Here is a 13,037-nt window from a genome sequence, read left to right on the forward strand (position 1 = left end):
ATGCGCACCTCAACGTTTTGCCTGGCGACCGCTCTTGTCCTGAGTGGTTGTGGATCCTTCCCCGACCGCCTCGATCCGGACGACGATCTGCTGCACGAAGCCCTGCAAGGCACCGGCTCGCAACGCCCGCCGACCGAGCAAACCGCGCCGGAAAGCCCACCGCCTGCGGTTAAAACGCCAACGCAGCGCCAACTGATCCGTGGCAACCAGCAGTTCGTGCGCGCGCCGGCAGCGCAGCCGGTGGCCAAAGAGGAGGGCGGCGATATCGTCTTCAACTTCGCCGACCAACCCATCGAGGCAGTGATCAACAGCGTAATGGGCGACCTGCTGCACGAAAACTACAGCATCACCCAGGGCGTAAAAGGCAACGTGAGCTTTTCCACCTCCAAGCCGGTGGACAAACAACAGGCGCTGTCGATCCTCGAAACCCTGCTGTCCTGGACCGACAACGCCATGATCAAACAGGGTGATCGCTACGTGATCCTGCCCGCCAGCCAGGCGGTGGCGGGCAAGCTGGTGCCGCAGATGAGCGTGGCGCAACCGTCCAGTGGCCTGTCGGCGCGGTTGTTTCCGCTGCGCTACATCTCTGCCACCGAGATGCAGAAACTGCTCAAGCCCTTCGCCCGCGAGAATGCGTTCTTGCTGGTGGACCCGGCGCGCAATGTGTTGAGCCTGGCTGGCACTCCGGATGAGCTGGCCAACTACCAGGACACCATCGACACCTTTGATGTGGACTGGCTCAAGGGCATGTCGGTGGGCGTCTTCGGCCTGCAACGGGCTTCGGTGGCTGAGTTGATGCCCCAGCTGCAAAGCCTGTTCGGTCCTGACAGCGGCATGCCCCTGGCCGGCATGCTGCGTTTTTTGCCGATTGAGCGGACCAACTCGGTGGTGGCGATTTCTTCCCAGCCGCAGTACCTCAGCGAAGTGGGCGACTGGATCCGTACCATCGACGAGGGCGGCGGCAACGAGCCGCAGATGTATGTCTACGATGTGCGCAACATGAAGGCCGCCGACCTGGCCAAATACCTGCGGCAGATCTACGGCACCGGCGCGATCAAGGACGACACACCGGCGAAGGTCGCGCCTGGCCTGCGCACGACGACCCTGTCATCACTCAATACCGGCGGGTTGCAGAACAACCCACCTGCCGCCGAAGCGCCGGAGCCGGAAGAGAAGGAAGTCGCCCCCACCAACGCCCTCGAAGCTGGCACCCGCATCACCGCGCAAAAGAGCAGCAACCAGTTGCTGGTGCGCACCCGTCCGGCACAGTGGAAAGAGATCGAAGCGGCGATAAAACGCCTCGACAACCCGCCGCTGCAAGTGCAGATCGAGACGCGGATTCTTGAGGTCAAGCTCACCGGTGAGCTGGACTTGGGCGTGCAGTGGTACCTGGGGCGCCTGGCGGGCAACTCCTCCAGCACTACCGTGGCCAATGCCTCCGGCAGCCAGGGCGCGCTGGGCGGTGGTGGGGCGGGGCTGGGGGCGACGGATTCGTTGTTCTACTCGTTTGTCAGTTCGAATTTGCAGGTGGCGTTGCATGCGCTGGAAACCAATGGCCGCACCCAGGTGCTGTCGGCGCCGTCGCTTGTGGTGATGAACAACCAGCCGGCGCAGATTCAGGTGGGGGACAACATTCCGATCAACCAGACCACCGTGAATACCGGGGATGCGGACACCACCTTGAGCAGTGTCGAGTATGTGCAGACCGGGGTGATTCTGGATGTGGTGCCGCGGATCAATCCGGGTGGGTTGGTGTACATGGATATTCAGCAGCAGGTCAGTGATGCCGAGAGTCAGAGTGCCAATAGCGACACGCCGGTGAACCCGCGCATTTCGACGCGTTCGGTGTCGACGCAGGTGGCGGTGCAGAGTGGGCAGACGGTGTTGCTGGGGGGGTTGATCAAGCAAGACAACGGGGAGAGTGTGAGTGCGGTGCCGTATCTGGGTCGGGTGCCGGGGTTGCGGTGGTTGTTTGGGAGTACCAGTAAGTCGAAGGATCGGACGGAGTTGATTGTTTTGATTACGCCTAAGGTGATTACCAGTAGTGGGCAGGCGCGGCAGGTGACGGATGATTATCGGCAGCAGATGCAACTGTTGCGGCCTGGTAGATAGGTGTACATATCCGTTATTTAAGTAACGGCCGCCTATGGTTCCGCTCTTACAGCGGGTCACTTTTGGAAGGACCCAAAAGTAACCAAAAGGTCCTCGCCCCAACACTCGGCACCTCGCTTAGGCTCGGTGTGCCCGAACGAAGGCTTGAATCCGTGGGCCGCCGCGATGGGCCATCCTTGGCCCAGCGCGGCTAACCCGGCGTCCTGCCGGGTTACCCACGGATTCAAGCCTGCGTTCGGCCAGCGTGTTTGACGGGGCGCCTCAGATCAAAAGCAAAAGCGCGGCGGCCTGGTAGCCGACCGGTTTCTGGAAGCTGGTCTCGGTTCAACTGTGGGAGCAACTGTCTTGGCAGCTTTCAAAAAGCAATCTGCGGCCCCCCAAATCACTGTCGGATTACGGGCATACCGAGCCTAGGCGAGGTACCGAGTGTTGGGGCGAAGCGTTTTTGGTTACTTTTGGCGCTCTTCCAAAAGTGACCCGCTGTAAGAGCGGAACCATAAGCGGCCGTTACCGCAGCAACGGATATGTACTCTCGGTCAGTTGCAAAAAAAACATTACCAATACGAATAAATCATCAAGAAAATAATGAAATCCAAGAATATTAGCTTATGCCCAAATAGCATTATATTTTTAAAATCCATTCCGTTATGTTTGAACTCAACAGCCTACCCCTGACCTCGGATGGTACCAATCTAGATTCGGATTCTGCGCTGCCACCCCGCAGCAGAATCGTTGGAAGGGAGTTCAACGTATGTTGCCAATTCAAACCTCGCCCCACACCTAGCTTCCCAAATCGCCCCGACACCCCAGAAAAAAACCGAGCACCGCGCCCGCCCGCGTGACTGCCCGACTCCGCGATTTGGAAACGCAGGAATACCTATGAAGCGAGCCCTACAACCCACCGCCGCACTGGCCCTGGCCATCCTGGCCAACACCGCCCAAGCCCAGGACGACAGCACCCTGTCCACCGTCGTGGTCACCGGCAACCGCGGCGCCGAACAACGCACCGTCACCAGCAGCCCGGTGCCGATCGATGTGGTCAGCGCCAAGCAATTGCAGAACACCGGCAAGCCCGGCCTCATGGAAGCCCTGAGCGCCGTGATCCCATCGCTGACCCTGCCGGAAAAAACCGGCTGGGACGCCAGTGGTATCGCCCGCGCCCCGAACCTGCGGGGCCTGAGCGCCGCCGAAGTGCTGGTGCTGGTCAATGGCAAGCGCCGTCACACCGCGGCCACCCTGAATATCAATGGCATCAATACCGGTGCGGCCCCGGCCGACCTGGACCTGATCCCCATCAGCGCCATCGACCACGTGGAAGTCTTGCGCGACGGCGCCGCCGCGCAATATGGCTCCGACGCTATCGCCGGGGTGATCAACGTGATCCTCAAGGCCGACACCAGCGGCACTTCGGTGACCAACGTCGGCCAGGGGTATGACGGCAAGAAACAGACCGTGCAACAAAGCCTCAACAAGGGGTTCGAGATCGGCAACGGCGGCATTGTCCAACTGGCCCTGGACGCCCGCAGCCAGAACGACGACAACAAGGCCAGCGCCAACGGCTACACCTACGCGCAAGCCTACGAGCAAGCCGGACGCTCGACGTATGGCGGCTACGGCACGCCCAAGACCAACCTGCTGACCCTGGGCTACAACGCCGAGCTGCCGATCGACGACAGCTTCAGCCTGTACTCCTTCACCACCTATTCACGCCGCAAGGCCGAGCAGGGCCAGAACTTCCGTCTGCCGACCATCACTAACACCATCACCACCGGGCCGAACGGTTACCCCGGTGGCTACACGCCGACCTGGTTCATTGATGAAGACGATTTCCAGGCCGCATTCGGCGGTAAAGGCACGGTAGGCGAGTGGGACTGGGACTTGTCCACCACCTATGGGCGCAACGACGCGGAGCAGGGCACCACCCACAACCAGAACCCATCGCTGGGCGAGGCCACGCCGAATCACTTCACCTCTGGCACCTGGATTTCCACCGAGCTGACCACCAACCTCGACTTCAAGCGCGGCTTCGATATCGGCCTGCAAAAGCCGTTGGACCTGAGCGTCGGTTTCGAACATCGGCGCGACACCTACGAGGTGCAGGCCGGCGACTATGAGTCCTATGCCAATGGCGGCTACTGCGTGGCGCCGGGCAATTGCGCGTCGTCGGGCGCGCAGGTCACCAACGGCATTTCGCCGGATGAAGAAAGCAGCGCGTCGCGCAACAGCCTGGCCAGTTATGTCGATGTGGGCTTCAACCCAGTGCCGGACTGGTACGTCGGCACGGCGTTTCGCTATGAGCACTACAACCAGGGCGTCGGCGCCACCCGCAGCGGCAAGTTGACGACCCGCTATGACTTCAACCCGCAATTCGCCGTGCGCGCCACGGTGAGCAACGGCTTCCGCGCGCCGTCTTTGGCCAACAGCCTGTTCAGCGCGCGGTCGACCACCTATGGCGTGGTCGACGGTGTGTACCAGTCGATCAACTACGGCGTGCTGCCCGTAGGCTCTGCCGCCGCACAAGCCCTCGGCGCCCAGGAGTTGAAGCCGGAGCGCTCAACCAACTTCAGCCTCGGTTTCACCCTCACGCCCACCGACCGCCTGAGCTTCACCGCCGATGCCTACGTGATCAACCTGCGTGACCGCATCACCCTCACCGGCACCTTGCTCGGCCCCGAGATCACCCAGGTATTGCAGAACAACGGCATCAACTCCACCTCCGGCGGCCAGTACTTCATCAACGGCGCCGACACCCGCACCAAAGGCCTGGACCTGGTCAGCAACTACAGCCAGGACCTCGGCCAATACGGCGCGGTGAAGTGGACCGCTGCGTTCAACTGGAACCAGACGCGGATCCTCAACTACAAGGAATCCACCAACATCCTGGGCACCTCCTACGAGTTGATGAACCGCGAGGCGCGCAACCTGATCACCGGCGTGCAGCCCAGCACCAAGCTGATCCTCGGTGGCGACTGGAGCATCGACCGCTTCAACGTGAACCTGGCCCTGACCCGCTACGGCTCCTACAAAGAGGTCAACTCGTCGGCCAATCGCGACCTGGACCGTATCTACGCCGCCAAATGGATCACCGACCTCGACCTTGGCTACAACCTCACCAAAGACCTGAACATCGCTGTCGGCGCCAAGAACCTGTTCGACATCTACCCCAAGAAACAAGGGGTGCCGAGCAGCACCATGGTCCGCAGCTACGGCGTCTATTCGCCCTACGGTTTTACCGGCGGGTACTACTACACCCGCTTGACCTATGCCTTCTGAGGCCGAGGAATTCACCATGCCCATCGTCGCCAAACCCTATGACCTGATTGACTCGCCCAGCCCGGTGCGCCAGGCCCGTGTCTCCACGCCGATCAAGGCCCTGCACGTGGTGCCCGCGCGGCACCCCTGGCGCTGGGCCGGGTCGATCTTCGCGGCGCTGGTGCTGCTGGCCATCGTGCATTCCCTGGCCACCAACCCGCGCTGGGAATGGGGTGTGTTCGGCCAGTGGTTCTTCTCGCCGTCGGTGCTGCGTGGGCTGGGGCAGACGCTGTTGCTGACGCTGCTCAGCACGGTGTTCAGCATCATTCTCGGTACCGCGCTGGCGTTGGCGCGGTTGTCGGGCTCACCGCTGTTGGCGGCGTTGGCCTGGGGCTATATCTGGTTCTTCCGCTCGATGCCGGCGCTGCTGGTGCTGATCATCCTGTACAACTTTGCCTACCTGTATGACCACATCGTGCTCGGCGTGCCGTTCACCTCAGTGGTCTTCGCCGAGTGGTCCACCGTGGACGTGCTCAGCCAGTTCACCGTGGCGGTGCTGGGCTTGAGCCTGATGCAGGCGGCGTACGCGGCGGAGATCATTCGCGGCGGGCTGATCGGTGTCGACGCCGGCCAGCATGAAGCCGCTGCGGCGTTGGGTTTACCGGCCTCGCGGCGGATCTTTCGGATCATCCTGCCCCAGGCGCTGCGTTCGATCCTGCCGTCGGGTTTCAATGAAATCATCGGCCTGGTCAAGGGTACCTCGATTGTCTACGTGCTGGCCTTGCCGGAGCTGTTCTACACCGTGCAGGTCATCTACAACCGCACCCAGGCGGTGATCCCGCTGCTCATCGTGGCGACGGTCTGGTACTTGATCATCACCACTGTGCTGACCAGCGCGCAGTACTACGTCGAGCGCCATTTTGCCCGTGGCACGGCACGGGTGCTGCCGCCCACGCCGTTGCAACGCATACGCCGCTGGCTCAAGGAGAAAACCCATGAGTGAAGCTCGCGCCGGTCGCATCCAGATCCAGGGCGTGGGCAAGCGCTTTGGCAACCAACAGGTGTTGAAAGACATCGACCTGACCATCGACCCCGGCAAGGTCACGGTGATCCTCGGGCCGTCCGGCTCGGGCAAGTCCACCTTGCTGCGCACCATCAACCACCTGGAGAAGATCGACAGCGGGCATATCACCATTGACGGTGAATACGTTGGCTATCGCCGCAAGGGGGACCTGCTCTACGAGCTGAAAGAACGCGAGATTCTCAAGCGCCGCATCGACGTGGGTTTTGTGTTCCAGAACTTCAACCTGTTCCCGCACCTCACCGCCTGGGAGAACGTCGCCGAGGCGCCCCTGGCCCACAAACGCTGGAACAAGTCCGAAGCCCAGACCAAGGCGGCCGAGCTGCTGGCCAAGGTCGGCCTGGCGGACAAGGTCGATGCCTACCCGCGCCAGCTCTCCGGCGGCCAGCAACAGCGTGTCGCCATCGCCCGCGCTTTGGCGCTCGACCCCAAAGTGCTGCTGTTCGATGAACCCACCTCAGCCCTCGATCCGGAGCTGGTGGGCGAAGTGCTCGACGTAATCAAGGGCCTGACCCAACTGGGCGTGACCCTGGTGATCGTCACCCACGAAATCGGCTTTGCCCGTGAAGTGGCCGACCACGTGGTGTTCCTCTGCGACGGCCAGTTGATCGAAGAAGGCCCGCCTGAACAGATTTTCCGCCAACCCCGACATCCCCGCACTGTGGCCTTTCTCGGCAAGGTGCTTTAGTTCAAGGAGTGACTGTCCATGCTTATCTCTACCGCTCGTATCGCCCTGTTGACGCTGGCCGTCAGCACTGCGCAAAGCGCATTCGCCGTGCAACAGGTCGACCTCAGCCCCGACCGCCCGCGCATTCATGTACCGCGTAACGAAGCGGCCATCGCGCAGATCCCACCGGGCTTCAAGTTCGCCCAGCCGGGCAAGTTCACCGTGGCCGTGTCCGGTGTGGCCGGACCGCCCCTGGCGCTGCTGGCCAATGACGACAAGACCACCATCGGCAGCGAGGCCGATACAGCGCAGTTGGTCGCTGACAGCCTGGGCCTGCAACTCAACGTGGTGCAGACCAGCTGGGAAGACTGGCCCCTGGGCGTCAGCTCGGGCAAGTACGACGCGGTGATCAGCAACGTCACGGTGACCGAGGCGCGCAAGAAGCGTTTCGACTTCGCGACTTATCGCCAGGACGTGCTCGGGTTCTATGTGAAGAGCACTAGCAAGATCAGCGCGATCAAGCAGGCCGAGGACATTGCCGGGCTGAAGATCATCGTCGGCTCCGGCACCAACCAGGAAAAGGTCCTTCTGGCCTGGAACGACGCGAATGAAAAAGCCGGCCTCAAGCCGGCGCTGTTGCAGTACTTCGACGACCAGGCCGCCGCGCAACTGGCGGTGCAATCCGGGCGCAGCGATGCGCTGTTCGGGCCCAACTCGGTGTACGCCTATTCGGCGGCAATCACCGGCGGCATCAAGCTTGTCGGCACGGTCAATGGTGGCTGGCCTTTGAAAGCGGATATCGCGGTGACCACGCGCAAGGACAACGGCCTGGTCAAGCCGATCCACACCGCCCTGGAAGGCGCGATTGCCGGCGGTCAATACGAACAGGTGCTGCAACGCTGGGGCCTGGATATCGAGCGCGTCGACACGTCGCTGATCAACCCACCGGGCCTGCCGGATTAAGGAGCATCGAACATGGGACTGACACGACGTGAAGCGCTGTCGAGCATTGCTGCGGTAGGCGGCGAACAGGCCGTCAAGGAGGCACTGGCGGCATTGGGGCTGGGCCCGTCGTCACACCGCCGCCCGCAACCGCTGAAACTCAAGGCGGGCCTGGGGCAGGGCACCCGCGTGCTGGTGTTGGGTGCTGGCATCGCGGGGCTGGTGACGGCCCTGGAACTGACCCGCGCCGGGTTCGAGGTACAAGTGCTAGAGGCGCGTGACCGTGTGGGTGGCCGCACTTGGACCATTCGCAATGGCGATCGTGTGGATTACAAGGACGGCCGCACGCAAACCGCAACGTTCGAACAGGGGCACTACTTCAACGCCGGGCCGGCGCGGATTCCCAGCCAGCACCGCACCATTCTCGACTATTGCAGCGAGTTGGGCGTGCCGCTGGAAGTGCTGGTCAACAGCAGCCATGGTGCCCAAGTGCGGCCGGATGTGAGCAAGCCGGCTTTCACGGTGGGCCAGGCGATCAACGATGCACGGGGGCAGGTGTCCGGGTTGCTGGCCAAGGCGGTGCAGCGCGATGCCCTCGATGATGTGTTGAGCGCTGAGGAGCGCACGCGGCTGTTGGCGTTCTTGCAGGTGTATGGCGACCTGTCACAGGCGCTGGCCTTCGAGGGTACGATCCGTTCGGGGCACCTGGAGTCGCCTGCGCATCCGGGCGCGTTGCCCGCCAGTCGTCGCCCATTATCACTCGATCAACTGCTGCACCCGGAACTGTGGGGCGCGTTGCTGCACACGGAATTCCCGGAGTTCTCCGCCACTATGTTCCAACCGGTCGGTGGTATGGACCGCATCACGGATGCCTTCTACCAGCGTGTTCGGGGCCACGTGCAACTGGGCGCCCAGGTGCGGCAGATCCGTCAGTTGGAAGACGGCGTAGCGGTGACGTATCACGACAAGCTCAGCGGTCGCGAACAGGTGGTGCGCGCCGATTACCTGATCTCGACCCTGCCGCTGCCGCTGCTGGCCAAGCTCGACACCGACTTCAGCGACCCGATCAAGGCGGCCTTGCTCAGCACCCGCAGCGACCAGGCAACCAAAGTGGCGTGGCAGTCGCCGCGATTCTGGGAAACCGACTACCGCACCTACGGCGGCCTGTCGTGGATCGAACACCCGGCACGCCTGCTGTGGTACCCGAGCAATGACCTCAATACCCGCGAAGGCTTGCTGGTGGCGGGCTATGTGACCGGCGAGGGCGCCGACGTATTTGGTGCGCAACCGTTCGACCAGCAGTACGCCACCTCGAAAGAAGCTGTGGAACTGCTGCATCCCGGCTATTCCAAACACCTGCGCAATCCGCTGGCGGTGTCCTGGGAACAGATCCCCTACAGCGAAGGCCCGTGGCTGCAACGCGAACACTTCCCGGCCGACGCCAGCGCCTTGCTCGAAGCCGGCCACGACCGTGTGTATTTCGCCGGCGACGGCCTGGTGCAAAGCGGCGTAGGCATCTGGCAGGAGTCGGCGGCCAACTCGGCGCGCCATGTGGTCGGGCAACTGGCCGAGCGGGTTATCCAGCAACAGCACAGCGCGGCAATTGCCGCGTCATAAGGAGATTCATCATGAGCGACAGCATTCAACGCACCGGCGTCGGCGATTTTCCGATCTCGCAGACCGTCACCGTACCGGCTTCTGCCAGCCTGATTTTTGTCAGCGGCACTTTGCCCGACCTGCACGACGCCAATGCCCCAGCGGGCACTCCAGCGGCCTATGGCAATACTGAAGTGCAGACGGTGTCGGTGTTCAACAAACTGCGCAAGATCCTGCGCCAGCAAGACCTTGACCTGGGCGATATCGTGCAGTTGCGGGTGTTCCTGGTAGGGGCCGAAGAGACGGGCGGCAAGCTGGATTTCGCTGGCTTGCAGGCGGGCTATACGCAGTTCTTTGGCACCCCTGAGCAGCCGAACAAACCGGCGCGTACGGCGTTGCAAGTGGTGGCGCTGCCGTTACCCGGCGCGTTGATTGAAGTGGAGGCGGTCGCTGCGCGTACGGCGTAGGACTTGCTCTTGCTCTGAGAAAAATCCCACAACTAGGTGGGATTTTTCATTCTTCCAGCCCGTATTTTTCCTCCTAGGATGGCGCGATCGCTTGAACACAAGCGATACGGCGGGGCCGCTCCCATCGCCCGGCAGCCGTAAGAACATGCTTAGGAGTCAACACATGAAGATGACCAGTGTGAGCCAACGCCTGCGCCGCTCGGCCTGGGCCGTGATTGTCGCCGGGGTACTGGCAGGCTGTGCCACGCCGCAGCCGCCAGCGGTAAAGATCTCCCTGGCCCGTGATGCGGTGGGGCGCGCCTTGGCGGCGCAAGCGACCCAGTTCGCACCGCTGGAAATGAAAACCGCCCAGGACAAGCTGGCGCGCATGGACCAGGCCATCGGTGAAATGAAGTACGTCGAGGTGGACGCCCTGGCCGACCAGATCGAAGCCGACGCCAGCCTGGCCGAAGCCAAGGCCAATGCCGTGCGTAAACAACAGGTCTTGAAGCAGGCGCGAGAGGGCATTCAGGTGCTCAAGCAGGAAATGCTCAACGCCCCCGCGACTACCCACTGAGGATCCAGCCATGCGTGCCATTTTTTTCATCCCTGTGCTTTCGGCCCTGAGCCTGGCGTTTGCCGGTTGCGCCACGCCGCCGGAAAACCCGCAATTGCTGCAAGCGCGCAGCCAGTTCTCCAGCCTGCAACAGAAGCCGGAATCCAACACCCTGGCGGCGGTTGAAACCCGTATCGCTTCCAACGCGCTGGACCGCGCCAACCAGGTGTCGTTGCACGACCGTACCGACCCACAGCTCGACCAGCTCGCCTACCTCGCCACGCAAAAAATCGCCCTGGCCGAGCAGACCATCGTCGGCCGCAAGACCGATGCCCAGCTCGACAACATCGCGGTCGACCGTACCCAGGTGCAGCTCGACGTGCGCACCGCGCAGCTCAAGGCCTTGCAGGCGATGAAAGCCCAGCCGACCGAGCGTGGCCAGGTCATCACCTTTGGCGACGTGCTGTTCGATACCGGCAAGGCCGATTTGAAGGCAGGCAGCCAGCGGGACTTCCAGGGGCTGGCGAACTTCCTGGTGCAGAACCCGGAGCGTCAGGTGCGGGTAGAGGGTTTCACTGACAGCGTGGGGGGCGATGCCTACAACCAGAGCCTGTCCGAGCGCCGTGCCCAAGCGGTCGCGCGTGGTTTGCAACGGCTCGGTGTGGGGATCGAGCGGATTGCCGTCATTGGCTACGGCAAGCAGTTCCCGGTCGCCGATAACCAGAGCGCACAGTCACGCCAGTTGAATCGCCGTGTGGAAGTGATCGTGTCCAACGACGCTTCGGCGGTCAGCGCACGTCGCTGAGCCTGACAGATCGTTATGCAGTAATCGGATAACGGTGTTTGTTAGAGATCATTAATTTTAATAATTAGCATAGATCTACAAAGCCTTTCACAAGCCCTGCCTACGGGCATTAAGGTCATTCTCCACAGGCCACCGCGGCCATCCACGGAGGAATACCTTGATGCCCACCTCACCTCGGCAACTTAAATTCGGCGCTATTCTCACTGGCGTCGGCACCGCACAAAACGAATGGCTGCACCCGCAGATCCCCGGCGATGCCAGTGTGGATATCGACTGGTACCGCGCCCAGGCACAGCAGGCCGAAGCGGCTAAGTTCGACCTGGTGTTCATCGTCGACAGCCCCTACATCACGCCGGATTCCGCGCCGCATTTTCTCAACCGCCTGGAACCCTTGACGCTGCTCTCGGCCATCGCCGGGGCGACCTCGAAAATCGGCCTGGTGGCGACGCTTACGACGTCCTATACCGAACCCTTTAACGTGGCGCGGCAGTTTGCATCCCTGGACCACATCAGCGGCGGTCGTGCCGGTTGGAACGTGGTCACCACCGGCTTGGAAGGTGCGGCGGGAAACTTTGGCCGCGAGCAACATATCGACCACACCGAGCGCTATCGCCGTGCGGCCGAACACCTGGACGTGGTGCAGGGGCTGTGGGATTCCTATGAAGACGACGCCTTTGTGCGCGACAAGCAAGCCAAGGTGTTCCTCGACCCGCAGCGCCAACACCGCCTCGATCACCACGGCGAGTTTTTCTCGGTCACCGGGCCACTCAATATTGCCCGTTCGGCCCAGGGTCAACCGGTGATTTTCCAGGCGGGTATCTCCGAATCCGGGCGCAGCCTGGCGGCGAATTATGCCGAAGGGATTTTCGCTGGCGTGGGCAATTTCGAAGATGCCCAGGCGTACTACAGCGACATCAAAAAGCGTACCGCCGCCGCTGGGCGTAACCCTGACCACGTCACCATCCTGCCGGGTATTTCGCCGATCATTGCGGATACCGATGAACAGGCGCAGGCCATTGATCGCGAGCGCAATGGCGAGCTGGATCTTGGCAAGGCGCTGGTGCAGTTGGGGCGGCCGTTCAACTATCACGACTTTAGCCAGTACCCACTGGATGAGCCGTTTCCGGAGTTGGGCGACTTGGGGAGTAACGGGTATCGCGGTCATGCGGAGAACATCAAGCAGGTTGCTCGTGAACAGGGGCTGACGTTGCGCCAGGCGGCGTTGCGCTTTGCCAAGCCGTTTTCCAGTTTCGTCGGCTCGCCCAAGACCGTGGCGGATGAGATTGAGCGTTGGTTTGTGGAGGGTGCGGTGGATGGGTTCAATATCCACGTGGGCGCGCCGGAGGATTTTGCGCGGTTTACCGATCAGGTATTGCCGTTGTTGCGGGAGCGGGGGTTGTTTCGCAGTGAGTACAGTCACAGCACGTTGCGGGGGCATTTGGGGTTGCCGGTGCCGGTGAATCGGTATGCGGTGGGGCGGGTGGCTTAGGGGTGGTGGTGGTGGTGGTGGTGTACATATCCATTGCTGCGGTAATGGCGGCTAAGGGTTCCGCCCTTACGGCGGGTCACTTTTGGCAAAC

At 62.1% G+C, this 13,037-nt stretch carries 10 protein-coding genes; all 10 read left to right on the plus strand.

Annotated features, from left to right (window positions below; translation table 11 throughout):
• The 10 genes from gspD (at position 1) to HX812_RS26450 (ending at position 12,946) form a co-directional block, all read left to right on the plus strand.
• Complete coding sequence (gene gspD, locus HX812_RS26405; RefSeq protein ID WP_038845709.1) at positions 1-2,112, plus strand: type II secretion system secretin GspD; 2,112 nt, start codon at positions 1-3, stop codon at positions 2,110-2,112.
• 879 nt (positions 2,113-2,991) lie between these two features.
• Positions 2,992-5,385 (plus strand): TonB-dependent siderophore receptor, encoded by a 2,394-nt coding sequence (locus HX812_RS26410; RefSeq protein ID WP_038846307.1) that lies wholly within the window; start codon positions 2,992-2,994, stop codon positions 5,383-5,385.
• 16 nt (positions 5,386-5,401) lie between these two features.
• A complete protein-coding gene (locus HX812_RS26415) occupies positions 5,402-6,367 on the plus strand; it encodes an amino acid ABC transporter permease (protein WP_038846309.1) in 966 nt (321 codons plus the stop codon).
• Entirely contained in the window at positions 6,360-7,133 is a 774-nt protein-coding gene (locus HX812_RS26420) for an amino acid ABC transporter ATP-binding protein (RefSeq protein ID WP_038846312.1), read from the plus strand. The genes HX812_RS26415 and HX812_RS26420 overlap by 8 nt, the downstream gene beginning before the upstream one ends.
• Before the next feature lie 18 nt (positions 7,134-7,151).
• Positions 7,152-8,075 (plus strand): ABC transporter substrate-binding protein, encoded by a 924-nt coding sequence (locus HX812_RS26425; protein WP_038846314.1) that lies wholly within the window; start codon positions 7,152-7,154, stop codon positions 8,073-8,075.
• Positions 8,076-8,087: 12 nt separating this feature from the next.
• Complete coding sequence (locus tag HX812_RS26430; protein WP_038846316.1) at positions 8,088-9,671, plus strand: FAD-dependent oxidoreductase; 1,584 nt, start codon at positions 8,088-8,090, stop codon at positions 9,669-9,671.
• Positions 9,672-9,682: 11 nt separating this feature from the next.
• Entirely contained in the window at positions 9,683-10,117 is a 435-nt protein-coding gene (locus HX812_RS26435) for a RidA family protein (RefSeq protein WP_038846317.1), read from the plus strand.
• Positions 10,118-10,280: 163 nt separating this feature from the next.
• Positions 10,281-10,673 (plus strand): DUF4398 domain-containing protein, encoded by a 393-nt coding sequence (locus HX812_RS26440; protein ID WP_033900064.1) that lies wholly within the window; start codon positions 10,281-10,283, stop codon positions 10,671-10,673.
• Positions 10,674-10,683: 10 nt separating this feature from the next.
• Positions 10,684-11,457: an OmpA family protein gene (locus tag HX812_RS26445; RefSeq protein WP_038846319.1), complete on the plus strand. Its 774-nt coding sequence runs from the start codon at positions 10,684-10,686 to the stop codon at positions 11,455-11,457.
• Between the two features lie 160 nt (positions 11,458-11,617).
• Positions 11,618-12,946, plus strand: coding sequence for an LLM class flavin-dependent oxidoreductase (locus HX812_RS26450; RefSeq protein WP_033900067.1), 1,329 nt, complete (start codon positions 11,618-11,620; stop codon positions 12,944-12,946).
• The last annotated feature ends 91 nt before the right edge of the window (positions 12,947-13,037 follow it).

Origin of the sequence: Pseudomonas sp. IPO3749 (assembly GCF_013386605.1) — a bacterium.
GTDB classification, from domain to species: domain Bacteria; phylum Pseudomonadota; class Gammaproteobacteria; order Pseudomonadales; family Pseudomonadaceae; genus Aquipseudomonas; species Aquipseudomonas azotoformans_A.